General features: G+C 71.0%; 20 protein-coding genes. 9 read left to right on the plus strand and 11 right to left on the minus strand.

The features are described from left to right. The first annotated feature begins 54 nt into the window (after positions 1-54). Positions 55-822: a methyltransferase domain-containing protein gene (locus K8640_RS33140; protein ID WP_223750724.1), complete on the plus strand. Its 768-nt coding sequence runs from the start codon at positions 55-57 to the stop codon at positions 820-822. Positions 823-831: 9 nt separating this feature from the next. Here the strand turns inward: K8640_RS33140 and K8640_RS33145 are convergent, their stop codons facing one another. From K8640_RS33145 to K8640_RS33160, 4 genes are all read right to left on the minus strand, one after another. Next, positions 832-2,895 (minus strand): putative metal-binding motif-containing protein, encoded by a 2,064-nt coding sequence (locus K8640_RS33145; RefSeq protein ID WP_223750725.1) that lies wholly within the window; start codon positions 2,893-2,895, stop codon positions 832-834. A gap of 84 nt (positions 2,896-2,979) precedes the next feature. Further along, positions 2,980-3,597 (minus strand): YiiX family permuted papain-like enzyme, encoded by a 618-nt coding sequence (locus K8640_RS33150; RefSeq protein ID WP_223750726.1) that lies wholly within the window; start codon positions 3,595-3,597, stop codon positions 2,980-2,982. Between the two features lie 343 nt (positions 3,598-3,940). After that, positions 3,941-4,495, minus strand: coding sequence for an RNA 2',3'-cyclic phosphodiesterase (gene thpR / locus K8640_RS33155; RefSeq protein WP_223750727.1), 555 nt, complete (start codon positions 4,493-4,495; stop codon positions 3,941-3,943). 3 nt (positions 4,496-4,498) lie between these two features. After that, entirely contained in the window at positions 4,499-5,023 is a 525-nt protein-coding gene (locus K8640_RS33160) for a metal-dependent hydrolase (protein ID WP_223750728.1), read from the minus strand. Between the two features lie 102 nt (positions 5,024-5,125). Here K8640_RS33160 and K8640_RS33165 point away from each other — a divergent pair, with 102 nt between their 5' ends. Then, positions 5,126-6,370 carry an adenylate/guanylate cyclase domain-containing protein gene (locus K8640_RS33165; protein WP_223750729.1) on the plus strand — a complete coding sequence of 415 codons (1,245 nt, stop codon included), beginning with the start codon at positions 5,126-5,128 and terminating at the stop codon, positions 6,368-6,370. A gap of 69 nt (positions 6,371-6,439) precedes the next feature. Here K8640_RS33165 and proS read toward each other — a convergent pair whose 3' ends face one another. Further along, on the minus strand, positions 6,440-7,873 hold the full coding sequence (proS, locus tag K8640_RS33170; RefSeq protein ID WP_223750730.1) for a proline--tRNA ligase: 1,434 nt from the start codon (positions 7,871-7,873) through the stop codon (positions 6,440-6,442). Positions 7,874-8,274: 401 nt separating this feature from the next. Between proS and K8640_RS33175 the strand changes: the two genes are divergently transcribed. Together K8640_RS33175 and K8640_RS33180 are read left to right on the plus strand one after the other, a co-directional pair. After that, entirely contained in the window at positions 8,275-8,898 is a 624-nt protein-coding gene (locus K8640_RS33175; protein ID WP_223750731.1) for an MXAN_6652 family MXYO-CTERM-anchored protein, read from the plus strand. Between the two features lie 83 nt (positions 8,899-8,981). Continuing rightward, a complete protein-coding gene (locus K8640_RS33180; protein ID WP_223750732.1) occupies positions 8,982-9,824 on the plus strand; it encodes an endonuclease/exonuclease/phosphatase family protein in 843 nt (280 codons plus the stop codon). Here K8640_RS33180 and K8640_RS33185 read toward each other — a convergent pair. Further along, positions 9,811-10,362 carry a hypothetical protein gene (locus K8640_RS33185; protein WP_223750733.1) on the minus strand — a complete coding sequence of 184 codons (552 nt, stop codon included), beginning with the start codon at positions 10,360-10,362 and terminating at the stop codon, positions 9,811-9,813. The genes K8640_RS33180 and K8640_RS33185 overlap by 14 nt on opposite strands. A 110-nt stretch (positions 10,363-10,472) precedes the next feature. After that, positions 10,473-10,856 (minus strand): hypothetical protein, encoded by a 384-nt coding sequence (locus tag K8640_RS33190; RefSeq protein WP_194869560.1) that lies wholly within the window; start codon positions 10,854-10,856, stop codon positions 10,473-10,475. Between the two features lie 160 nt (positions 10,857-11,016). On the opposite strand from K8640_RS33190, the gene K8640_RS33195 reads away from it, so the two are divergent. Then, the gene (locus tag K8640_RS33195; RefSeq protein ID WP_223750734.1) at positions 11,017-12,378 is read left to right on the plus strand and encodes a hypothetical protein; all 1,362 of its coding nucleotides are present in this window, start codon (positions 11,017-11,019) and stop codon (positions 12,376-12,378) included. 35 nt (positions 12,379-12,413) lie between these two features. Continuing rightward, positions 12,414-13,064 (plus strand): YdcF family protein, encoded by a 651-nt coding sequence (locus K8640_RS33200; protein ID WP_223750735.1) that lies wholly within the window; start codon positions 12,414-12,416, stop codon positions 13,062-13,064. Here K8640_RS33200 and K8640_RS33205 read toward each other — a convergent pair. Both K8640_RS33205 and K8640_RS33210 read right to left on the minus strand, forming a co-directional pair. After that, the gene (locus tag K8640_RS33205; protein WP_223750736.1) at positions 13,045-14,553 is read right to left on the minus strand and encodes a trypsin-like peptidase domain-containing protein; all 1,509 of its coding nucleotides are present in this window, start codon (positions 14,551-14,553) and stop codon (positions 13,045-13,047) included. The two genes, K8640_RS33200 and K8640_RS33205, sit on opposite strands and share 20 nt — an antisense overlap. A gap of 102 nt (positions 14,554-14,655) precedes the next feature. Beyond that, positions 14,656-15,165 (minus strand): MarR family winged helix-turn-helix transcriptional regulator, encoded by a 510-nt coding sequence (locus tag K8640_RS33210; protein ID WP_141333126.1) that lies wholly within the window; start codon positions 15,163-15,165, stop codon positions 14,656-14,658. A 119-nt stretch (positions 15,166-15,284) separates the two neighbouring features. On the opposite strand from K8640_RS33210, the gene modA reads away from it, so the two are divergent. Genes modA through modC form a run of 3 tightly spaced genes read left to right on the plus strand, consistent with a single transcriptional unit; the run spans position 15,285 to position 17,787 of the window. Further along, positions 15,285-16,046 (plus strand): molybdate ABC transporter substrate-binding protein, encoded by a 762-nt coding sequence (gene modA, locus K8640_RS33215; protein WP_223750737.1) that lies wholly within the window; start codon positions 15,285-15,287, stop codon positions 16,044-16,046. Continuing rightward, complete coding sequence (modB, locus tag K8640_RS33220) at positions 16,043-16,720, plus strand: molybdate ABC transporter permease subunit (protein WP_223750738.1); 678 nt, start codon at positions 16,043-16,045, stop codon at positions 16,718-16,720. Before modA ends, modB begins: the two co-directional genes overlap by 4 nt. After that, positions 16,717-17,787, plus strand: coding sequence for a molybdenum ABC transporter ATP-binding protein (gene modC, locus K8640_RS33225; protein WP_223750739.1), 1,071 nt, complete (start codon positions 16,717-16,719; stop codon positions 17,785-17,787). Before modB ends, modC begins: the two co-directional genes overlap by 4 nt. Positions 17,788-17,851: 64 nt before the next feature. On the opposite strand, the gene K8640_RS43325 is transcribed toward modC, so the two are convergent. Both K8640_RS43325 and K8640_RS33235 read right to left on the minus strand, forming a co-directional pair. Continuing rightward, complete coding sequence (locus K8640_RS43325) at positions 17,852-20,857, minus strand: Ig-like domain-containing protein (RefSeq protein ID WP_370640427.1); 3,006 nt, start codon at positions 20,855-20,857, stop codon at positions 17,852-17,854. Between the two features lie 205 nt (positions 20,858-21,062). Next, positions 21,063-23,090, minus strand: coding sequence for a glycosyl hydrolase family 18 protein (locus tag K8640_RS33235; RefSeq protein WP_223750740.1), 2,028 nt, complete (start codon positions 23,088-23,090; stop codon positions 21,063-21,065). Positions 23,091-23,138 lie beyond the last annotated feature (48 nt).

The raw sequence follows: 23,138 nt of genomic DNA on the forward strand, positions 1-23,138 counted from the left end.
TCGTGGGTTACATCCTCCGGTGCGTGACGTGGGCGCGTCACCGGGAGGACAGGCATGTGGGACCCGACGCAGTACACGCGCTTCCGTGACGAGCGGAAGCGCCCGTTCTTCGAGCTGCTGTCGCGCGTGGACGCGCAGTCCCCCTCGCACGTGGCGGACCTGGGCTGCGGGACGGGGGACCTCACGCGCGTGCTGTCCGAGCGCTGGCCCCGGGCCCGGGTGGTGGGCGTGGACTCCTCGGTGGAGATGGTCGAGGAGGCGCGCCGCCGCCCGGCCTCGGCCACCGTGCGCTTCAAGGTGGGGGATCTGGCGGACTGGAGTCCGGAGCAGCCGCTGGACGTGCTCGTGTCGAACGCGGCGCTGCACTGGCTGCCGGACCACGCGACGTTGATGGGGCGCCTGGTGGCGAAGCTGGCCCCGAGCGCCGTGCTGGCCTTCCAGGTCCCCGCCAACTTCGAGGCGCCCTCACATCGGCTCGTCGACGAGGTGCGCGGCCTGCCGCGCTTCGCCGCGAAGCTCGCGCCCGTGCGACGCAGGCCCGTGGAGACGCTGGAGCGCTATGAGTCCCTGCTCTCCGACCTGGGCCTGTCCGTGGACGCGTGGGAGACCACGTACCTGCACCTGCTGCCGGGCGAGGACGCGGTGCTCCAGTGGCTGCTGGGCACGACGCTGCGCCCCGTGCTGGCGGCGCTGGGGGGCGAGGAGGGCCAGGCCTTCGTGGAGGAGCTGCGGCCCCGGCTGCGTCAGGCGTACCCCGCGCATGCGCGGGGCACTCCGTTCCTTTTCACCCGCCGCTTCGTGGTGGCGCGACGGGGCGGGTGACTCGAGCGGCTACGGCCACGCCGGCCAGCGGACGATGCGCCCGTCGTTGCCGACCACCCACAGGTCATCGGGACCCGTTCCGGTGATGTCGTTGTAGCGCCTGTCTCCCGAGTAGACATTCGTCCACGACTGCCCGTCGTACCGGTAGATGTGCTGGTTGGCGCAGGTGGCGTACGCCGAGCCAGCGCCGAAGGCGATGACAGACGTCAGTTGATGGTTGTTGGGGAAGGTCTGCCGGGTCCACGTCGTGCCGTTGACCTTCCTCAACACCGTTCCACCGTCGCCCACGGCGAAGGCCACCCGCTCGTTGACCACCCAGACGCCTCGCAGGCGCTGGGCTCCAATCGTGTCCTGCTCGGCGTTCTCCGACTCCCAGCGGCTGTTGCCCGGGTTGAACCGGAAGACCCGCGGGCCCCCCGACTGCCCGCCCACCAGCAGCAGGTGCGCATGGGAGATGCCATGCACGTCCTCGACCTTGGGGAGCGGGTTGTTGGCGGCATTGTAGTCGAGCGTGCCGCCGCCATCCCATGCGAAAGCCTGGCCCGTCGTCGCTGAGTCGGTGTCATTGGGCGACGCGGCGCCGTGAATCGTGAGCACCCCGCCGTTCCTCACGCCCGTCAGGCCGAAGATCCACTTGTCATCGTCCGACACCTGGGTGCAACCCGAGGCGTTGACGTCCTGGTGCGCCTTCTTGCCGCCCTCTGAGCCGAGCCACACCCGGCCATTGTTGCCAGGGTCGGCCCAGACGGCGCGCCACTGCGTGTCGGACGCGCCGCAGCCCGTGTCCGAGGTGACGGAGAAGTTGGTGGCGCTCGGCACCAGCTTCGCGAGCCGGTCGTCGTGGCCGCCCACCCACACGCCGCCCTTCGTCCACGAGGAGGCGGAGTACCAGTGCTTCTGTCCTCCACTGGTGACGGTCCGGCTGCTCCATGCCGGAGCCGCGCCACCCGGGCACACCGCCTGCGCGTTCTCGGGCTGATCATCGCAGTCGTTGTCCAGCCCGTCGCAAATCTCCGGAGCGCCCGGATACGTGCGCGCGTTGCCGTCGTTGCAGTCCGTGTTGTTGGTGACCCAGACGCCCGCGGGCTTCACGCAGGAGCGCACCTCTCCGGAGGCCGCGCCGAAGCCATCGCCGTCCTCGTCCGGGTACCAGGCCGTCGGCGTCACCGTGGACACACAGGTGACCCCCAGCTTGTCCTCCGCGCAGGCATGCGCGCCCGCGCACTGGAACGCGTCCGTGCACGCCTGGGTGAGCTGAGGGAAGTCCTCGTCCAGCCGGCCGTCGCAGTTGGTGTCCTCGCCGTCGCAGCGGTCCTGGCTGCCCGGGTGCACGCTGAAGGCGTTGTCGTTGCAGTCGTCCGGCGGCCCCGACGTGTAGCCCTCGGGCGTGGCGTTGCAGACGAGGAGCGGCTCGGAGCCCAGCTGTCCGTGACCGTCCCTGTCGTTGTCCGGATACACGCTGCGGCTCGGTGGCGTCTCACAGTACTGGACGAAGTCCGTCAGGTCGCAGCGGTAGACACCGTGACAGTCATCCGACGTCGAGCAGCTCGCGCCCAGCTGGAAGTGCTCCGCGTCACCGACGCCGTCGCAGTTGTCGTCCCGGTCGTTGCACCGCTCCTCGACGCCCGGGTTGATGTCGGCCACGTCGTCCCGACAGTCGGTGCCGTTGCTGCTCACGTCGACATAGCCGTCCTGGTCCGCGTCCACCGCCTGCAACGTCAGCGTGGTGTCCTGGATGGCATCCATCACCAGCGTCACGCGCTGCGAGTCGGTGACCACGCCGTCACCCACGCAGGCCTGCTCGAAGGCCGTGGCGCGCACCTCCACCGTCTTTCCCCAGTCCGTCGGAGGCGCCACGCCCACCGTCATCGTGCCGCCCTGGGCCCGCGTCCCGCGCACCTCCGTCACGTCCTGGGTGAGCTCCTTGCCGCTCTCCACGTCGCGCGCTTGCACGCGCAGGCAGCCGGGCAGGAAACGGGTGTAGTTCACCGTGACCTTCACCGCGCCCTGGGTGACGTCCTTCTTGCAGCCGACGATGAGGACCAAGGGGAGTACGAGCAGGAGGCGTCTCATGAGACGGAGTCTACCTGCTCCGGGCCCTGTCTCACGCGTTCGCGTGACGGGGTTGAATACACCCCGGATATGCGGAAGGCCCTGCTACGGCACTTCCGGAAAATCCGAGTGAACCACAGACAGGCGGGTATCCCGGGCCAGGCTCGCCGGCGTTATCAGGGTCAGCTCGAGGGGCACCTTGGCGCCGTAGCGCTCACGCATCTGTTTGCGCAGGCCCTCGACATCGAGCGAGCCCAGCGTCTCCAGCTCGCCGTACTCCACGCCCGCGCCCTGGGCGTACGCCTTGCGCACCAGCTCCGAGCAGTACATCGCGTCGTCGCCCCACTCGAAGCGCCAGTCGTACGGCTTGCCCAGATGGGCCTTGGCCGCCGCGAGCACGCGCTGCTTCGTCTTCGCGTCGACGTCCTCCGCGCGCAGCACCAGGATGCGGTCCTTCACGCCGCGCGCCTTCCACTTCGCGAAGGGGACGCGCTGCACGGGCTGCACGGCCTCCACCACGAAGGCGCCCTTTTCGGTGACCTCCACCAGGCCCACGTGGGACAGCGGGCTGTGCGTGGCCACCTGGATGGCCTGCGACTGCCGCGAGCGCGAGGTGTGCAGGACGATGTCCCCCGTCCGCAGCTTCGCCTCCAGCGCATCGCGTGGCGCCGCGACCGCGCTGAGTCCCCACAGCCACAGCGCCCACCCCATCATCCACCGCATGTGCCCGTCCTTTCCGGCGCTTGCGTGCGCTCGGCTGGGTGGATTGCAGGGGTGGTGCCAGCGCGCGTCCGGGGGAGGTCGTCCTGACACCGTGGGAGTCTGCCCTCGTCGTGGCTCGGACGAGTGGGCGCCGCGTCGGCGCGGTGCGTGGGCTCGGACGAGTGGGCGCAGCGTCGGCGCGGTGCGTGGGCTCGTCTGGGGCACGCGCCATCAGTCCGCGCGTGAGCGGGTGAGCTGGCACCGCGTTGGCGCGGTGTGTGGGCTCGTTTGTGGCACACGCCATCAGTCCGCGCGTGAGCGGGTGAGCTGGCACCGCGTTGGAGCGGGGCGCGACCACGCGCCATCAGCTCGCGCGCGTGAGCGGCACCTCCACCACGGGGACGTAGTCGGGCCCTCGGCTCTCGAACAACACGAGCCGGTCCACGCGCCCCTCGCCCAGCTCGACGCTCGCCAGGGCCTGCGCGCACGCGAGCAGCGCGGGGTCGCCCCTGGGCGCCTTGGCCCGGGCCAGCGTCAGGTGGGGCGCGTAGTCGCGGTGCTCGGGCTCGAAGCCGAGCGGGAGCAGCTGTGCGGCCGTGTCCGTCTGCAGCGCCTCGAGCGCCTCGACGTCTCCGCGCACGTGGGACCAGAGCACGCGCGGATGTGACGGCGTGCCGAACGTGCCGCCGCCTCCCACGGACAAGGTGAACGGCGCGTGGCGCGGGCCCACCGACGCGAGGGCCTCACGGATGGCGGGCAGCCGCGAGGACTCCACCTCCCCCAGGAACACCAACGTGAGGTGCACCCCCTCGGCGCGCACGAAGCGGGCCGTGGGCGCCAGCGCGCGCAGTCGCGACAGCTCCCCGGCGGCGCGCGCCTCGATGACATCGCCCAGCGTGACGGCGGTGAACAGTCGCATGGCTCAGCTCCTCCTCGCGGACCGGCGCGGCCAGAGCGCATAGGCCCAGAGGGGGATGAACGCGAGCAGCTCCGCGCCGACGACGTACATCCCTCGCGGCGACAGCATGCCCGCGCCGATGGGGGACACGGGCAGCGGACGCACGGGCGCGAACATGCGCGCGTTGGAGAAGGGCCACAGGAGCGCCGCGCCCAGCCCGCCGTCGGTGAGCGCGTCCAGGAGCCCGTGGCTCGCCACCGCGAGGAACGCGAGCCCTCCCCATCTCGTGGCGGAGGCGCCTCGCCACCTCGCCACCAGGGCCACCAGCAGCGCGATGCCCGCGGCGAAGGCGAACGAGTGCGACGCGCCGCGGTGTCCCCAGGGCGCCGAGTAGGGGATGCGGAACACGAAGGCCACCACGTCCGCGTCGGGCAAGAGCGCCAGCGCGGAGAACAGCGCCATGGAGGCGAGCAGCCGCCTCGTCGCCCTGCCGTTCGCTTCGTACCTCCCCAACGCCAGCCCCACCGCCACGTGACCGATGCTCGCCATGGATGTCTCCGGCCCGCGAGGATAGCCGTCCGCGAGGACCCAGGCTCGTGTCTCGGACCTCCCTGGAGGGGCGAGGGGAGGGTGGGCTAGCGTGACAGGGGCATGCGGAGGCTCTCCCAGGTCGAGGATACGCTGCGGCGGAGGTTGGCCGGGTGGCGCGCGCAGGTCGGCGAGTGGCTCAACCGTGTCCGCGCCGTCGGCGTGGTGTGCTGGCTGGGGATGGCGCTCCAGCTCGAGTGGCGCGTGCCGCCCTCCGTGCTCGTCGCCTACCTGGTGCTGGCCGTGGCGCTGTGGGCCGGCGCGCGCAGGTGGCCCTCGCTGGGACGCCGTCCGGCGCTCGGGCTCGCGTTCCTGGACATGCCCGCCATCTTCGTCCTCCAGTCGCTTGCCATCGGCGCGGTGGACAACGACAACGCGGTGCCGATTTCACTGCTGACGTTGGGCGTGTACATCGTGCTGGTGGTGCTCGTGTCGCTGGTGACGCTCTCGCCCGTCATCGTCGTGCTGGCCACCGCGCTCGCCATCGGCCTGGAGGCCGCGCTGGTGTTCCAGGCGGGCCTCGCGTGGGAGGCGTTCCTGCCGGGGCTGGTGCTGGTGCTGTCCTTGGGCGCGGCGGCCGCGTCCTTCATCGGCCGGCAGGTGCTGGGGCTGGTGACGCAGGTGGCGCGCGAGGAGATGCGCCTGGAGCGGCTGGGGCGCTACTTCTCGCCGGAGGTCGCGCGGCAGATTGCCCAGCACGGCTCCGAGGCCGGGGGCGGTGAGCACCGCGAGGTGACGCTGCTGTTCTCCGACATCCGCGGCTTCACCTCCATGTCCGAGCGCATGGAGAGCCCCCAGGTGGTGGCGCTGCTCAACGAGTACCTGTCGCGCATGGTGGACGTGGTGTTCCGCCACGGCGGGACGCTCGACAAGTTCATCGGCGACGGCATCCTCGCGTACTTCGGCGCGCCGCTGGATTTGCCCGGGCACCCGCGCTCCGCGGTGGCGTGTGGACTGGCGATGCTGGAGGCGCTGGAGACGCTCAACGCCGAGCGCGTGGCGCGCGGAGAGGAGCCGCTGCGCATCGGCATCGGCATCCACACCGGGCGCGTGGTGGTGGGGGACGTGGGCAGCGCGCAGCGGCGCGAGTACACGGTGATTGGCGACGCGGTGAACCTGGCCAGCCGCATCGAGGGCCTGACGAAGAAGGTCGGCGTGCCCATGCTGGTGTCGGAGGCCACGTGCCGCGCGTGCGAGGCGGACCCCTCGCTGTCGTTCGAGCCGGCCACGACGCTGCCCGTCGCGGGCAAGACGGAGCCGGTGGCGACGTTCGTCCCGGGACGGCGGGCGCTGCGCGAGGTGGGCTGAGAAAGCGCGAGGGCCGCGAGGGGAGCGACACGGCTCCTCCCACGGCCCTCGGTGTCTACAAGGGACGGCTCAGTACGCCTTGGAGAACACGATGCGGCCCGGCGAGTCCTCACCGGTGACGATGCACTTGCCCGGCTCCTGCTTGAGGGCGAAGGGCCGGTTGCGCGTGGTCAGGCCGGTCTCCTCCTTGATGCGCGCCTCCACCTTGGGGTCCAGGTTCCAGTGGGCGAGCAGGAAGCCCGCGTCCGCCTTCTCCTTCATCTCCTCGTAGGAGTTGACCTCGAAGGTGTGCGCCTCGCGGAAGTCCTTGGCCTTCTGGAACAGGTCCTTCTGCATGCTGTCCAGCATGGACTGGGCCTTGGCGGCGGCCTCGCCGAGCGGGATGAACTCCTTCACCTTCAGGTCGCGGCGCACCATGACGCAGGTGCCCTTGGCCAGGTCCTTGGGCCCGATTTCGATGCGCACGCAGGTGCCGGTGAGCTCGTGCTCGAAGTACTTGAAGCCCGGGCCCTTGCTGTCGTCGTCGTCCACCACGACGCCCAGGCCCGCCTTGCGCAGGTCGGCGGCGAGTCCGTGGCTCTTCTCCAGGACCTGGGCCTTCTCCGCGTCGGTGGCCTTGCCGAAGATGGGGATGATGACGACGTGGTTGGAGGCGAGCTTCGGCGGGACGATGAGACCCGAGTCATCCGAGTGGGTCATGATGAGGCCGCCGATGAGGCGCGTGGAGACGCCCCAGGACGTCTGCCAGACGAAGTGCTCGCGGCCGTCGCGGCCCTGGAACTTGGTCTCGAAGGCCTTGGCGAAGTTCTGGCCCAGGTTGTGGCTGGTGCCGGCCTGCAGGGCCTTCTTGTCCTGCATCATGGCTTCGATGCTGTAGGTGCGCAGGGCGCCGGCGAAGCGCTCGGACTCGGACTTGCGGCCTGTCATGACGGGCATGGCCATGTAGTCCTCGGCGAAGGTCCGGTAGACCTCCAGCATCTGGAGGGTCTCCTTCTCCGCGTCCTCCTCGGTCTCATGACAGGTGTGGCCTTCCTGCCAGAGGAACTCGGTGGTGCGCAGGAACAGGCGGGTGCGCATCTCCCAGCGCATGACGTTGGCCCACTGGTTGAGCAGCAGGGGGAGGTCGCGGTAGCTCTGGATCCACTTGGCGAAGCTGCGGTTGATGATGGTCTCGGAGGTGGGCCGGATGACGTAGGGCTCCTCGAGCTTGGCGCCGCCCGCGTGGGTGACGACGGCGAGCTGGGGGTTGAAGCCCTCGACGTGCTCGGCCTCCTTCTTGAGGTAGCTCTCGGGGATGAGCAGCGGGAAGTAGGCGTTCTTGTGGCCCAGGTCCTTGAACATCTTGTCCAGGACGCGCTGCATGTTCTCCCAGATGGCGTAGCCGTTGGGCCGGATGACCATGCAGCCCTTCACGTCCGAGTAGTCGGCGAGCTTCGCCTTCTGGACCACGTCGACGTACCACTCGGAAAAGCCCTTCTCGCGGGGCGTGAGCTTCTCGGCCATGTGCGGAGCACCCTTCTAAAGTCGTGGAAAGAGGACGGTTGCCTACGATGGGGCCACCCAGAAATCAACGGCCCCGTCGCTCCGGACCTCCCCCGTGTGTCACCCTGACGGGCACGCGGGGCACGTCCGCTGGGTGCGAGGAGGGCGGTGAGTCCATCACCCGCGGCCTCGCGAACCCCTCGTGAGACATGTGTTCGAGCCGCCTCTTGCCAGTGGCTTGCGCACCCTTACGAGGTGTCGGCCGGGACCTCTGATACCGAGTGACTGGAGTCCTCGCGCGGGAGCGAAACCCTCGACGAAACCGTCACGTGGGCCCTCCCGGGCGAGTGCTGGGAAGCGTTGCCGCGTCGCGGTATGAAGGTCTCCCCCTTCCTTCTCGGGTTCCTCAACCTGGAGGCTTCATGCAGTCGTTCCTTCCGTCCCTCAAGGTCGCCGGCGTCCTGGCCGCGTGCCTCGTCTCCGGCTCCGCCTTCGCCTACGCCACCGGCCAGAGCAACTACAGCGGCAAGAGCGGGCAGACCTGCTCCTCCGGCTGCCACTCGCGCTCGGGCACCGCGCCCACGGTGACCATCGAGGGCCCCGCCACGCTCAACCCCGGCCAGACGGGCAGCTACACCCTGGTCATCACCGGCGGCCCCGGCGTGCGCGGTGGCTACAACGTCGCCGTGGACGGCGAGGCCACCCTCACCGCCGGCGGCTCCGACTCCAAGAAGCTCTCCGGCGAGCTCACCCACTCCCAGCCGAAGCCCTTCACCGACGGCTCCGTGCGCTTCGCCTTCAGCGTCGTCGCCCCGTCCACCGGCACCACCCTCACCCTCTTCGGCGCCGGCAACTCCACCAACGGCAACGGCGAGGACACCGGTGACGCGTCCGCTGGCACCCAGCTCAAGGTCAAGGTCGGCGATGGTGGCGGCGACGGCGGCGGCGATGATGACAGCGGTGGCTGCTCCGCCGCCGGCGGCGCGCCCCTGCTCGGCGCGGCGCTGATGCTGCTCGGCGCGCGTCTGCGCCGCCGCGAGGAGTAGCCCGCCCGCCTGCCCATCGGACAGGCCCCGGAGGGCGAGGCGACAACGGACGACGGCGCGACGTAGCATCGCGCCTTCGCCCCATGCACCTCCGCCTCCTCCCCATGCTGCTCATGCTGGGGCCGCTCGCGTGTGCGACCGGCCCCGGCCTGCTCCCCCCCGAAGTCCCCGTGGCCGCCGTGCACCGCGAGCCCGGGACGCTGCGGGTGATGACCTTCAACATCCAGTCCGGCGCCCGCGGCCTCGACGGCGTGGCTCGCGTCATCCGCGCCTCCGTGCCGGATGTCGTCGCGCTCCAGGAGGTCGACGTCGGCTCGGCCCGCGCCGGCGGCGTGGACCAGGTGGAGGCCCTCGCGCGCCTCACCGGCCTGCCCCACCGCGCGCACTTCCGCACCACGGACCTCCACGGCGGCGCGTACGGCATCGCGCTGTTGTCCCGCTTCCCGCTCGAGGCGCTCGCGCAATACCCGCTGCCCAACCCCCAGGGCGCCGAGCCGCGCACGCTCGCCCACGCGGTGATGAACGTGGATGGCCGCGAGGTGAGCGTCTACCTCACGCACCTCATCCGCCGACCCTTCAACGCCCGCGCGCGCCTGCGCCAGAGCGCGTTCGTGGCGAACCTGCTCGCCCGCGACACCCGGCCCCACCTGCTCATGGGCGACCTCAACGACGACCCGGACTCGAACCCGCTGCGCCTGCTGCGCCGGCAGATGAAGGACGTCGTCGCCGCTACGGGCGGAGCACGGGGCACCTACCCCATGCCCCTGTTCCTGCCCACGCTGCGCATCGACTACGTGCTGGCGTGTGACGCCTTCACGCCCGTGGCCAGCCGCGTGCTGCGCGTGGACGCGTCCGACCACTACCCGGTGGTGGCGGACCTGCGCCTGGACGTGTCCGCGTCCACCGCCGCGCTCAGCTCACGTTGAAGCGGTAGAGCACGTCCGGGTCCTTGCGCGTGAAGCCCTTGAGCACCTCGTGCTTCAGGTTCTTCGCGCCCAGGAACGTCAGGCCGCCCGCCGCGAAGCCCATCACCGACAGCTCGAAGTACACGTGCGGCTTGGGCACCTTGAAGATGTGCAGGTCCGTGTAGCCCTGACCCGGCAGCACCTCCATCTCGCCCTCGGTGAAGTAGCCCTTCCAGATGCCGGGCGTGAAGAAGAGGAAGCGGCGGAAGTCGCCGGGGCTGAACATCGCCTTGAGCTGCCCCTGTCCCAGCGCGTACTCGGCGGACTTCACGCCAAACTGCCACCACACGCCCTGGTCCCCGCCATAGAAGCGCTGGAGCAGCTCCTCGTTGAACCGGAGGAACGCATCCACCGGGATGCGCGTCACCGGGAGGATGGGCAGGGAGAAGACGGGCTCGCGTTTCTTGATGTCCGCCAGGAAGTCCCGCCACGCCTGCTCACCGTGCGCCTGCACCGTCATCTGCTGCCGTGCCAGGAACGCCACGCCTTTGACTTCCATCCGTGTGCCTCCACTGCTGCCCCGCGCGGGGCCGCGCTCGGGGAGTCCGTCCCGGTCGTCTCCGGGAAGGTTAGGGTGCTCGGGCTCGCGCCGCAGGCGCCGCCCGGTCGCTACTCGAGCTGAAGACCACAGTCGGCGCACGCCCCCTCCACCAGGGGCGCGACGGTGCCGCAGGCGGGGCAGGGGGGCTCGCCCTCCTCGGACGCGGGCAGCACGAAGGGCGCGGCGCCCTGTGCCAGCACGCCCTCGCGCTGGATGCTGTCCATCCAGCGCTGCTGGAGCAGCGTGGCCACGCGCACGCCGTCCTCGGGGCGCACCAGCACCTGGAACTTCGGGCTGCAACCCGGCTTCGCGCACGCCTCGCGGTGCACCAGCGCCGGGACGTCCGCTTCGAGACATGCGTCCACCAGACGTCGCGCGTCCGCCAGCGCCATCTCCGCGCACGGCACCAGCTCCACGTCCGAGAGCGCCTTCGCCACTTCATCCTGGGTCATCACCCGGTGGATTGGAGCCCACGCGCGGGCCCCGCGTCCAGATGCGGCTGGTCATCTCGCACCCGGGGGCCCCTCGACCGGACAGCCGCCGGTCCCCACCCTGCCCGACGCTTCCTCGGAATTTCATGGGCCTGCGCAGGTGGTTTGGGGGCACGACGCGATGCTTCATGGCGGACGGGGCTGGAGGGTGGGCTGGGGGGTGGTGGTGCTCGCCCTGGCCTGTGAGCGGCACGAGCTGCCGGCTCCGGAGAAGGACTCGAGCGTCGAGCGTGTCACCCGGGGCCCGCGTCCGACGGGGGCGACGGGGTGGGTGCGGCCGTTGACGGGGCCGGGGCGCGAGTCGGCCGCGGGGCTCGCGCACGACGCGCGGGGCGAGGTGGTGGTGGCGCTCAACTCGGACGCCGCGGTGGCGGACTTCTTCGGTCCGCTGCTCAACCCTCGCACGGGGCCGGTGACACCGGAGACCTTCGCGGTGGCGCGCTACGGCACGGGCGGCGAGCGTCAGTGGTCGCTGTCGTTGCCGGGGTTCGCGGAGGTGCTCGGGGTGAGCGCTCGCGGGCGAGTCTTCGTGGTGGGGCGCAACGTGGCGGGGGCGGACCTGGGGAGCGGACCGTTGCCGGCGGGCCGGTTCCTGCTGGAGCTGGGGCGTGACGGAGTCTTCATCCGGGCGCGGAGCCTGGAGTCGCTCGGGGTGCCGGACACGCTGGTTCCTCGGCATGCGGACGTGGATGGGTTGGGCAACCTGGTGCTGGTGGGCTCTGTGTTTGATGCGAAGCGGGGTCGGGTTCCCGCCGCGGTGAAGCTGGGAGCGAAGGGCGCGCTGCTCTGGACGTATGCGCACGAAGGGCAGGGCGAGGCGGTGTCAGCGGCGGTGGACGCGGAGGGACAGGTCTACGTCGCGGGGGCGCTCCAGGCGTCGCGTGTTCGTGGGGCCATGGACTCGCAGCCGTTCCTGGTGAAGCTGGATGCGCGAGGGCGGGCGCGGTGGGAGCGGCGGCTCGACACACGCTCGGGCCGGGCCACGGGGGTGGCGGTGCAGGGGCAGCGGGTGCTGGTGACGGGAGGCTTCACCGCGCCGCTCACGTTCCTGGAGCGGACCCATGGGGTGGAGGGTGGAGGCGGCAGGGGGTTCGTGGCGGCGTTCGACCCGGAGGGCGCGCCGCGCTGGCTGCGTGACTTCGGCTTCATCGGCACGGGCCTCGCGTTGGACGCGCAGGAGGGAGCGCTCGTCGTCGGTCGGTACGAGGAGGGGGATGATTTGGGCACCGGCCCCATGGCGGGTGTTCCCGGCAGTCGCATGAACCTGTTCCTGGTGAAGCTGGACCGCGTGGATGGCGTGGTGCACTGGGCGCGGGGCATCCCTCGGGAGGCACTCGGTGACGCGGACGCGGTGAGGGACTTCGTGTCGCTGTCGACGAAGGGGCCGGGCGCGGTGTTGGGCACGCAGCTCGGGCCAGTGGACCTGGGCACGGGGCGGCTGGAGGGCGCGTGGGAGCTGTTCCTCGGTGGCTTCGAGCCCTGAGGTAAACGCTTCGACTCGCGGATAGTGTGCGGCGCGTGCCTCCTGCGTCGCTGCGCTCCCGTCCTGGTCGTCTCCGCCGACTCTTCGTCGTGTCCGTCGGCGTGGCGACGTGTGGTGTGTTCGGCCTCGCGTTCTGGGTGGACCGCTTCGGTCAGCGCGAGCGCGCCGAGTCCTCGGATGCGGTGGTGGTGCTGGGCGCGCGGGTGCTGGCGGGCGGTGTCCCTTCCGGTGCGCTGAGAGCACGCACGGAGCAGGCCGTGGCGCTGTACCAGCGCGGCGTGGCGTCGAGGCTCGTGTTCTCCGGAGGCGTGGGCGTGCATCCTCCCTCGGAGGCACGCGCGATGCTGGCGCTGGCGACCCGACTGGGCGTGCCCCCGGAGGCGTGCGTGCTGGAGGAGGAGAGCCACTCCACCGATGACAACGCACGCCTGACGTCGGCCCTGCTGCGGGAGCTGGGCGCGAAGCGCGTGGTGGTGGTGTCGGACCCGTATCACCTGCTGCGCGCGCGGCAGTACTTCCGACTCAACGGCTTCGAGGTGCTCACCAGCCCCGCGCTCCAGACGGAGCGCAACCTGAGCTGGGTGGACCGCTGCTACTGGACGATGCGCGAGGCCCTCGCCCTGCTGCTGCACCCACGCGTGCTGCTCGCGCGAGCGCCCGCGGACGTCACGACTCCGGCGCCTTGAGCGCGCGCAGCACGCGGTCGCCGCCAGGCATCGCCACGCGCAGCAGCACGGACTCACCGGGCTCGGCCTCGCGCAGGGCCTGCGCCAGATCCGAGGCGCGGCGCACGGCCCGACCCGACGCCTCCACCACCACCATGCCGGGCACCAGTCCCGCGCGCTCGGCGCTGGAGCCCGGGACGACGTCCGTCACCAGCGCGCCCGCGCGAGGCAGCTCCTGCGCCCGCGCCAGCCTCGGGTCCATGTCCGACAGCGTGAGCCCCACGCGTTGATGCGCCGGTGCCTCGGGCTCCTCGGCGGGACGTCGCGCGGCCACGCCCTCCAGGTCCGGCCGGGTGCCCAGCGTCACGTTCACCTCGGTCTTCTTCCCATCGCGATACACGGTGAGCGGCAGCGTGCTGCCCGGCGCCTTCAGCGCCACGGTGCGCGTGAGCGCGCGTCCCGAGGCGATGGGCCGTCCCCCCGCCTCGACGATGAGGTCATCCGGACGCAGCCCCGCCTCAGCCGCCGGAGTGCCCTGGGTCACATCGGTGACGAGCGCGCCATCGCGCACCGGCACCCCCAGCGCGGCGCCCAGATCCGGCGTCACGTCCTGAACCGCCACGCCCAGCCATCCCCGGGTGACGGTGCCCTCCTTCTCCAACTGGGGCAGCAGCTGCTTCACCAGCGTGCTGGGCACGGCGAAGCCGATGCCGGAGCCCTGGCCCGCGATGGCGGTGTTGATGCCCACCACCTCGCCCTGGAGGTTGAACAGCGGCCCGCCGGAGTTGCCCGGGTTGATGGCGGCGTCCGTCTGGAGGAAGTCGTCGAAGGGGCCTGCCTGGATGTCGCGCGCCTTGGCGGAGACGATGCCCAGGCTGACGCTCGAGTCCAGGCCGAAGGGATTGCCGATGGCCACCACCCAGTCACCCACGCGCAGCGCGTCCGAGTCGCCCAGCTTCACCACGGGCAGCTTCTCCACCTTCCCCTGGAGCTGGAGCACCGCCACGTCCGTGAGCGGGTCCGTGCCCACGACCTTCGCGTCCTGCTGTCGCCCGTCGGAGAAGTGCACCTGGATGGACCTGGCGCCCTGCACCACATGATTGTTGGTGAGCACCAGCCCACGCGCGTCCACCACGAAGCCGGAGCCGAGCCCCTGGCGTGGCCCCTCTTCACGAGGGTCCTCGAAGGGCGAGCCGAACGGGAGCGCGCCACCGAACGTCCCACCCCGACCCTCGTCACCCCACGGCGAGCCCGGACGCGAGCGACGGGTGGGCGCCGCGTCCCGCACCTCCACCTTGACGACCGCGGGCTGCACCGACGCGACCAGCGGCGCGACGGACGCGAGCGCCGCGTTCATGTCCGGCGGCATGACCTGCTTCGCGGGCGCGGACTCAGCGCTCGGGGACCCGGTGGAGGCAGGCGGAGGAGCGGGCGCCTCCTCCTGACCGCGTCGGCAGGCCGACAGCATCAGGACCAGGGCCAGGACTCCCGTGCTTCTGCATCCCTTCATCACGTTCCTCCCTCGGGCCCACGCGACGTCACGGGAGTGAGTTGGGGCGCCTCGCTGCTGGCGGCACGCAAGAGCGGGTGTTGCTCGCCCGCTCGGGGGACATCAGGCCGAGCGCTCGCGGGAGGGCGTGGCCGCGGCCGCACCCAGCGTGTCCATGCGGCGCAGGAGCTTCTCCAGGATGCGGAAGAGCGCCTTGCGGTCGCCCGCGTCGAGGATGTGGAGCAACTGCCCCATGCCCTGCATCACGAAGCGCTCGAGCCGCTGGTAGGTCTGCAGGCCATCGGTGGTGAGCCGACAACGCACGACGCGGCGGTCCTCGGCGGTGCGCTCGCGCACCAGGTGTCCCTCGCGCTCCAGCCGGTCGACGAGCCCCGTGACGGTCTTCTCGGTGACCCCCAGCCGGCGGGCGAGCTCACCCATCGTGAGCGCGCCGTCCTGGCCGAGCCACAGCAGCGCATGGACCTGGGGCGCGGTGAACTGGAGCTGCTCGCACGTGGCGGCGATGGGGTCGCGGAGCGAACGGCGCCGGCCCATGGCGAGCAGCAGGTGCTGGAGCCTCAGCACGTCCGCCGACAGGTCCTCATCCTCTTTAGAATGGATATTCCGGGACACGGAGTATGGCTTAGCGGGCATGGCCCCACGGGTCAACCCGTTGTCACGGCGTGGGCTGCCGTGCGGACAATGCGCTCCTTCGCCGACGGTGGTGAGAGGAGCGTGCAGGAGTGCGTACCATGTTTCGGCTGTACGTGACGTCCCTGTTCCTCGTGTCCTTGTTGGCGCGGGCGGAGGAGGGGCTCGTCTTCGCGGCGGCCAGCACCACGGACGTGCTCGAGGAGCTGCGGCCGGCCTTCACGAAGGCCACGGGCCACACGGTGGTGCTGGCGCTGGGCTCGTCGGGAGATTTGGCCCGCCAGGCGATGGCGGGCGCGCCGGCGGATGCGTTCCTGTCGGCGGACGTGGCTCGGATGGAGGCCGTGCAGGCGGCGGGCCTGGTGCGGCGTGGCTCGCGGGTGGAGCTGCTGTCGAACCGGCTGGTGGTGGTGGTGCCGGTGGGCGCGAAGGTGGCGCCGGGCAGGGCGGAGGACCTGAAGGGGCTGAAGCGGCTGGTGCTGGCGGACCCGGGCATCGTGCCCGCGGGGGTGTACGCGAAGGCGTGGTTGGAGAAGGTCGGGGCGTGGAAGGACGTGGAGGGGAAGGTGGTGCCGGCGTTGGACGTGCGGGGGGCGCTGGCGGCGGTGGAGGCGGGGCGGGTGGACGCGGGGGTGGTGTACGCGACGGACGCGGCGCAGTCGAAGAAGGTGCGGGTGGCGTTCGAGGTGCCGTCGGCGGATGCGCCGCGCATCGTCTACCCGGTGGCGGCGCTGGTGAAGGGCAAGGCGCCGGAGGTCGGCGTCGCCTTCGTGAAGTTCCTCCAGACGGAGCCCGCGCGAGCGGCCTTCCAGCGCCATGGCTTCGTCGTGCTCCCGGCCGACGCGGGGACGAAGGCGCGGTGACGGCCGACACGGTGGGGTTGGTGGGGTTCACGGTGACGGTGGCGGCGGTGGCCACGCTGGTCATCCTTCCGCCCGGGGTGGCGGTGGCCTACGCGTTGTCGCGCTGGCGAGGGCCGGGGCGGGGCGTGGTGGACACGGTGCTGGCGCTGCCGCTGGTGTTGCCGCCGACGGCGGTGGGGTTGGTGTTGTTGGAGTTGCTCGGGCGCGAGGGGCCGCTGGGGCGCGTGTTGGATGCGATGGGCGTGGAGGTGGTGTTCACGCCGGGGGCGGTGGTGCTGGCGAGCGCGGTGATGGCGTTCCCGCTGCTCGTGCGCTCGGCGCGCTCGGGGTTCGAGGAGGTGGACCCCCGGTTGGTGGCGGTGGCGCGCACGTTGGGGGATTCGCGGGCGCGAGCGTTCTTCCGGGTGACGTTGCCGCTGGCGTGGCGCGGGGTGGTGGTGGGCGCGCTGCTGGCGTTCTCGCGAGCGCTCGGTGAGTTCGGCGCGACGGTGCTGGTGGCGGGGAACATCCCGGGGCGCACGCAGACGTTGTCGCTGGCCATCTTCCAGTACACGCAGCTGGGGCAGGACGCGGAAGCTCTGCGACTGGCGGGCATCGCGGCGCTGCTGGCGTTCGTCGCGGTGTACGCCACGGAAGGGCTGACGCGGTGGCGGGGACGGCGGGTGCGCGCGTGAGCCTGGAGCTGTCGGTTCGATTGCCGCTGGCGCGCTTCGTGTTGGAGGTGGACGCGCGGCTGGAGGGCGCGTCGGTGGCGGTGCTGGGGCGCTCGGGGTCGGGGAAGACGTCGCTGTTGGAGGTGCTGGCGGGGCTGCGGTCCGGTGCGCGAGGGCGCGTCGTCGTGGGTGGGCGCGTGCTGTTGGACAGTGGGGCGCGCGTGGAGGTGCCGCCGGAGGCGCGGCGCATGGGCTACGTGCCGCAGGACGCGCTGTTGTTCCCGCACCTCACGGCGGAAGAGAACGTGCGTTACGGCGCGCGGAAGGGGAGGCCGTCGCGCTTCGACGAGGCGGTGGGGTTGCTCGAGCTGGGGCCGTTGCTGCATCGCTATCCGGCGACGCTGTCGGGAGGCGAGAAGCAACGCGTGGCCTTGGCGCGAGCGTTGGCGACGGACCCGGCGTTGTTGCTGCTCGATGAGCCGTTGGCCGCGCTGGACGTGACGCTGAAGGAGCGGGTGCTGCCGTATCTGCTGCGCGTTCGCGACGAGGCGCGGGTGCCGATGTTGTACGTGACGCACCAACTGGGTGAGGCGCGGGTATTGGCGAAGGAGGCGGTGCTCCTGGACGAAGGGCGCGTGCGTGCGGCGGGGCCGGCGTCCCAGGTGTTGGGAGCGTCGGCGCGGGGGCTGCTGGCGTCGGAGGCGGAGGGTGAGGAGAACATCCTCGAGGGCGTGTTGGAGCGTCCCGACGAGGGCGGCACGCGCCTGCGGGTGACGCAGGGCTTGGGGCTCTGGGTGCCGGACGCGCCGGAGCTGGCGGTGGGCGCGCGAGCGGCCTACGCGGTGCCGGCGAGCGACATCCTGCTCTCCATGGGCGTGCTGTCCGGAGTGTCCGCTCGCAACGTGCTCGCGGGCACGGTGGTGGGTGTGGAGAGCGCGGGAGCAGGAGAGGCCGCGGCCACCGTGGACGTCGAAGGCGTGCGCTGGGTGGTGCGGCTCACCGAGGCCTCCGTGCGCGAGCTGGGCGTGAGCACGGGCGCCCGTGTGTACCTCGCGGTGAAGACCGCGGCGTGCCGCCGTCTGCGGTGAGCCGCTCGCTCTTCACCTCCGGCCCCAGCAGTCCCAGGGGCCGGAGGCAATCCACGGACGCCGCCTACTCGAAGACGGCCGAGACCAGGGAGTTGATGCCCGCGCCCGTGTCCCGCCGCGTCCAGATGACGGCCGCGCCTCCGAGTGGACTGGTGGCCACCTCGAGAGAGCCGAGGTAGCCCTTCACGGTGGCGAAATCGAGCCGCTGGGGGGCGGTCCAGCCCGTACCCGGCACGAAGCGTCGAGCCCAGACGGCCGTGGCCGCTCCCTCGTCGACGCCATAGACGACCATGGCCGAGCCCGAGGGGGAGACGTGGAGGTCATTGCCCCCGCCGTAGTCCGATGCGAGCAGTTGGGCCGGCTGCCAGCCAGAGCCCTTCACGTAACGAGCACACCACAGCCCCGCGTCGGAGTTGGCGTCCGACTGACTCCAGACGACGAATGTATTGCCGGCCGCATCCGCGGCCACCGTTGGCTCTCCAAGGGACGTTCCCTGCGTGTGGAGGGTTACCGACTGGTCGTCGAAGCCGGAGTTGACATGGAAGGAGTTCGCGTACAGCTGGTTCACGCCGAGGTACGTGCGAATCCAGACGGCGAAGCCCGTCCCATCCGCGCTCAGGGCGATTTGCGGATAGCGGCCTCCGATGCTTGCGCCACGCGTCGGCGCGCTCCAGCTCCAGAAGCCCTGGCGCGAGTACTGGAGCGGGCCGGTGGGCTCGGACCAGACCAGCACCCCGTTGCCACGCGAGTCCACTCCGACATCATGTCCGTCCCACAGATAGGACCAGGTCGCGTTGTCCATGGTGCGCACGAGGACTGGCGTTCCCCAGCCCGAGCTCCCGGCGTACGGCTGTACCCACAGGAAGGTCTGCGTGGAGCTCTCCTCGACCCAGGAGGCGAGGGCCGCCTGGTTGGGTGCCGCCACCAGGCGGGTGGCCACCGCATTGCGCCCCGTGTTCTCGCCGAGCACCTGCGGCACGCTCCAGCTCTGGACGCTGCTGTCGGCGCCCGAGGCGAGGACACTGTAGGCCCTGCGGATGCTGGAGCTCCCCTCCGGCCACGCCTCCACGACGGCGAGCGGGGTGCCGTCGGACAGGGTCGTGAGCGCGGCCGGGTTGGGAAGTGACGTGGAGAGGCTCCCCGCGCCCACGGCCTGGTCCGTCTCCCAGGCCGCGCCTGGCTTGTGTCGTCGCGCGCGGAGCCCGTCGTTGACGTACAGGGACGTCGCCACACCAGAGGCGTCCATCGTGAGCACCGCGGCGGTCGCGTGGTCGCTCGGGTTGCTCGAGAGGACCTGGGGGGCGCTCCACTGGGCCGCGCGGACCGAGTAGCCCCAGCTGTGTGAAGAGGTCATCGCGTTGCCAGCGAGGTCCTTCACCCCGTCGAGGACCACGCCCACCTGCGCGCCGAACGCCGGCCCCGGCTTCAGCGTGAGCGTGCACTTGCCCGCCGCGCAGGTCACCGCGCTTCCGGTCAACGCCTTGCCGTCCGCCGTGAGCTGGAACGAGGCCGGTGTCACGCTGGTGGTGTCGAGCGTCGTCTCGCTGAACGACACCTCGATGACGGTCCAGGGAGCGGCCGTGGCCGAGGACGCGGCGGGCGTGGCGGACACCACGCGCGGCGGCGTGACGTCCACGATGAACCCATCCGACCTCTTCCAGCCCGACGTGTTCCCGGCCGCGTCCACCGCGCGCACGCAGCTGTAATAGCGCTGCTCGGCCAGGGTGAGCACCGTGAGCTCCGCGGACGACGTGGCGCCGACATCCTGGATGCTGCTCGCGTTGCCGGGGCACGCCGGGGTGGACGTCACGGCGAGCTCGTAGCGCTGGATGCCCACCGCGTCGCTGAAGCCGGACCAGCGCGCCGCCGCGCGTGTGGTGCTGTTCTGATAGGCGAGCTCCGGTCCGGTGAGACCATCCATCACCGTGGCGGCCAGCTCCGAGGGTGCCGTGCTGTCCTCCACGAAGGTCAGCGCCGCGGAGCAGGCCGAGACGTTCCCGACCGAGTCCGTCGCCTGGGCCACGTAGCTCGACGTGCTGTTGTCGCCCACGGCGAGTGGCAGGGTGGCCAGACCCTGATGGTCGGCGGTCCGCGAGGCGAGCGCTCCTCCCACACACGTCGCGCCCGCGAAGACGCGCACCTGGGCTCCCGGCTCGGTGGTGACGTGGAGGACCGGCGCGTTGTGGTTGGCGGGGCTGACGGGGATGGTGGCGAGGGCTGGCGTCGCGGGCGGCGTGCTGTCCTCGCGATATACGGGGCCCACGGTGCAGGCCGAGGTGTTGCCCGCCGCATCGGTGGTGGACACGTACGTGCCCGTGACGCTGTCGTCCGTGACGGACATGCGCAGGGAGAACGTGCCGGCTGCGTCCGCCACCTGGGTGTCGACCGGTGTCCCGGAGCAGGTCTCGTCCAGGTAGAGCCGGGCGGTGGCCGCCGACTCCGTGCTGCCGATGAGGCGCGGGGCGTTGTCGTTGGCGACCGCCGAGGGCGACAGCCGGAGGTTCGAGAGTGTCGGCGGCGTGCTGTCCTCGCGGTAGTTCACTCCCTGGGACGAGCACGCGGAGACGTTCCCGGCCAGGTCGATGGCCAGCCCGTGGAAGGAGACCCACGCGTCGTCGGACACCGTCACGGGGATGGAGACCTGGCCCGTGGTGTCCGCGGTGCCCTCGCCGGCGATGGCGCCGGAGCAGCCCGCGACGGTGTAGAGGCGCACGCGCGCGCCGGGCTCGGTCCTGGCCAGGATGCGAGGAGCGTTGTCATTGGCGGGGGAGACGGGCGTGGTCCCCACGAGCGTCGGCGCGTCGGGAGGCGTGGTGTCCTCCGGAGTCCCAGCATCCGGGGTGCCCGCGTCAGGTGTCCCCGAGTCGGGTGTCCCCGAGTCGGGTGTCCCCGCGTCGGGTGTCCCCGCGTCCGCGAGGCCCGCGTCGGGTGCTCCCGCGTCCGGAGTGCCCGAGTCTGGCACCGGCGTACCGGAGTCCGTCCCGGAGTCCGGCTGCGTCGAGCCATCAGGTGTTCCGTTCCCACTTCCCCCACAAGCAGCCAGCAGCCAACCACTCACGACTGCGACCACGAGCCCCCTCGGCATCGCTCTGCTTTTCATACGCCCCTTTGTCTGGCGAGACGCCTTCTCGCAGGCGCCATCTAACACGAGGCGTGGTGGCGCGGAGCAAGCGGGTCGAGGGACATCTCCCGCGAAGCCAGACCGCCCGCATGGGCGCGGTTGCACGCGGAGGCGGAGCCGAGACCCAGGCTCCGCCCCCCGTGCTTCACCGGCTTCAGCGCAGTCGCTGGTACAGCGTGTCGAGCAGCGTGCCGTCGTCGCCGCTCAGCTCCCAGAACATCGCGCCGCCCAGGTTCTTGTTCAGGATGTAGTCCGACTTCGCGTTCAGCGTGGACGGGTCGTCGTACGCAATCCACACCTTCGTCGTCGGGCTGTAGACGTAGGCCTCCTTCGCCTCGGGGTGGGTGAACTTGGTGTAGCCCGAGCCCGCGCGCTCGTAGTTGGCCTTGATGTCCTTGTAGTCGAACACGCCCGTCAGGCCCGACTGGCCGTCATCCCACGTGCCCTTGGTGGGCACGCCGCTCTGGAACAGGCCGTTGTTCACGTTCGGCACGCCGCCCCAGCCTCGGCCGTAGAACGGGACGCCCACGACAATCTTGTCCGGCGCCACGCCCAGCTCGAGCATCTTCGCCACCGAGCCGTCCGTGTAGAAGCCCGTCCCCGCCGCCGGGTCGCCCGTCACGCGGTAGAGCGCCGAGTGGAAGTTCACCGTGCTCTCGAATGAGCCGTGGTAGTCGTAGCTCATCACGTTGATCCAATCGAGGATGTTGGACAGGTTCTTCGTCTCCTGCTTGTTCGTCAGCAGGTCCGGCGACGCGCCCGTGGCGATGGTGAGCAGGTACGGCTTGCCCGTCTGCGCCGTCACCGCGTTGAGCTGGTTGCGGAACTCGGCCATCAGCAGCGTGTAGTTCTGCTTGTCCGCGGGGCTGTTGGTGTTGCCCGGCAGGCCGCCACCCACCGGGTACTCCCAGTCGATGTCGATGCCGTCGAACACACCCACGCCGTTCGCCGGGTCCACGCCGGGGTACTGGCCCTTGATGAACAGGTCGATGCAGGACTTCACGAACGCGGCCCGCGAGGCCTGCGTCGCCGCCACCTGCGAGAAGTACGTCGACCACGTCCAGCCGCCCACCGAGATGAGCACCTTCAGGTGCGACTGCGTCTTCTTCAGCTCCTGGAACGCGCGGAAGTTGCCGCGCAGCGCACCCGGGTTCCACTCGCCCGGCCAGCCGCCGCCCTTGTCGATGTCCGCGAACGAGTCACCGAGGACGCACCGCCCGTCCGCCGAGATGTTCGAGAAGGCGTAGTTGATGTGCGTCAGCTTCGCCGCGGGGATGTTCGCGACCTGGTAATTGCGCGAGTAGATGCCCCACTGGGTGAAGTAGCCCACGATGCGCTTGCCGCCACCCGGCTGTCCCGGAATCGCGACCTGCACGGTGACCTGCTTCGTGCCCACGTTGCCGGCCTGGTCGTACGCCCGCAGCGTGTACGAGTACGAGCCGTTCTGCGCCGGGCCGGAGAAGGTCCGCGAGTAGCTCAGCGCCGTGGACACCACGGCGCCGTTCTCCAAAATCTCCACCCGGTCCACGCCCACGTTGTCCGTCGCGGTGGCGCTGAGGGTCAGCGTCCCCGCCGCGGTGATGTTCGTCGAGCTGGCGTTCAGCGTGACGGTGGGCGCGGTGGTGTCACCGGGGACGGAGATGGCCACCTGCACGGTGACCTGCCGCGTGCCCACGTTGCCGGCCTGGTCGAAGGCGCGGAAGGTGTACGTGTACGAGCCGTTCTGCGCGGAGCCGGAGAAGTTGCGCGAGTAGCTCAGGCTCGTGGAGACCACGGTGCCGTTCTCGAGAATCTCCACGCGGTCCACGCCCACGTTGTCCGTCGCCGTGGCGGTGAGGGTCAGCGTCCCCGGCGCGGTGACGTTCGTCGAGCTGGCGTTCAGCGTGACGGTGGGCGCGGTGGTGTCCCCGCCGCCCGCGGGTCCCAAATCCAGCCACAGCGCGGCCACCGCCACGGGCGTCCAGTCCGCCTGCGAGGTGTGCGCCTGACGGCATTGATAGAGCCGTCCACCGTAGGTGACCTGCGCGCCCGTCGCGTAGGCGACGCCCGCCGCCCACTCGGCGACGAGCGGCGCGCGCATCACACTGCCCTGGCCCTCGCCGTGTGACGGGGAGACCTCTCCGCACCCGGTCGCGGACAGGGCCGAGACCATCAGTCCAATGAACCACTTGCTGCGACGCATGCTTGCTCTCCTCGCTTCGTTGGACGCGAGTCCGGAACCGCTCGGGAA

The sequence above is a fragment of the Myxococcus sp. XM-1-1-1 genome (assembly GCF_020037095.1).
Classification (GTDB): Bacteria; Myxococcota; Myxococcia; order Myxococcales; family Myxococcaceae; genus Myxococcus; species Myxococcus fulvus.

What these genes read in the sequence shown, in the direction of transcription:
- thpR (WP_223750727.1), bottom strand. Translation starts at nt 4,495, where the DNA reads ATGCGACTGTTCACCGCCGTCACGCTGGGCGATGTCATCGAGGCGCGC.
- K8640_RS33145 (WP_223750725.1), bottom strand. Translation starts at nt 2,895, where the DNA reads ATGAGACGCCTCCTGCTCGTACTCCCCTTGGTCCTCATCGTCGGCTGC.
- K8640_RS33190 (WP_194869560.1), bottom strand. Translation starts at nt 10,856, where the DNA reads ATGACCCAGGATGAAGTGGCGAAGGCGCTCTCGGACGTGGAGCTGGTG.
- proS (WP_223750730.1), bottom strand. Translation starts at nt 7,873, where the DNA reads ATGGCCGAGAAGCTCACGCCCCGCGAGAAGGGCTTTTCCGAGTGGTAC.
- K8640_RS33180 (WP_223750732.1), top strand. Translation starts at nt 8,982, where the DNA reads ATGCACCTCCGCCTCCTCCCCATGCTGCTCATGCTGGGGCCGCTCGCG.
- K8640_RS33185 (WP_223750733.1), bottom strand. Translation starts at nt 10,362, where the DNA reads ATGGAAGTCAAAGGCGTGGCGTTCCTGGCACGGCAGCAGATGACGGTG.
- K8640_RS33160 (WP_223750728.1), bottom strand. Translation starts at nt 5,023, where the DNA reads ATGGCGAGCATCGGTCACGTGGCGGTGGGGCTGGCGTTGGGGAGGTAC.
- K8640_RS33165 (WP_223750729.1), top strand. Translation starts at nt 5,126, where the DNA reads ATGCGGAGGCTCTCCCAGGTCGAGGATACGCTGCGGCGGAGGTTGGCC.
- K8640_RS33235 (WP_223750740.1), bottom strand. Translation starts at nt 23,090, where the DNA reads ATGCGTCGCAGCAAGTGGTTCATTGGACTGATGGTCTCGGCCCTGTCC.
- K8640_RS33205 (WP_223750736.1), bottom strand. Translation starts at nt 14,553, where the DNA reads ATGAAGGGATGCAGAAGCACGGGAGTCCTGGCCCTGGTCCTGATGCTG.
- K8640_RS33175 (WP_223750731.1), top strand. Translation starts at nt 8,275, where the DNA reads ATGCAGTCGTTCCTTCCGTCCCTCAAGGTCGCCGGCGTCCTGGCCGCG.
- K8640_RS33150 (WP_223750726.1), bottom strand. Translation starts at nt 3,597, where the DNA reads ATGCGGTGGATGATGGGGTGGGCGCTGTGGCTGTGGGGACTCAGCGCG.
- modA (WP_223750737.1), top strand. Translation starts at nt 15,285, where the DNA reads ATGTTTCGGCTGTACGTGACGTCCCTGTTCCTCGTGTCCTTGTTGGCG.
- K8640_RS33140 (WP_223750724.1), top strand. Translation starts at nt 55, where the DNA reads ATGTGGGACCCGACGCAGTACACGCGCTTCCGTGACGAGCGGAAGCGC.
- K8640_RS33195 (WP_223750734.1), top strand. Translation starts at nt 11,017, where the DNA reads ATGCTTCATGGCGGACGGGGCTGGAGGGTGGGCTGGGGGGTGGTGGTG.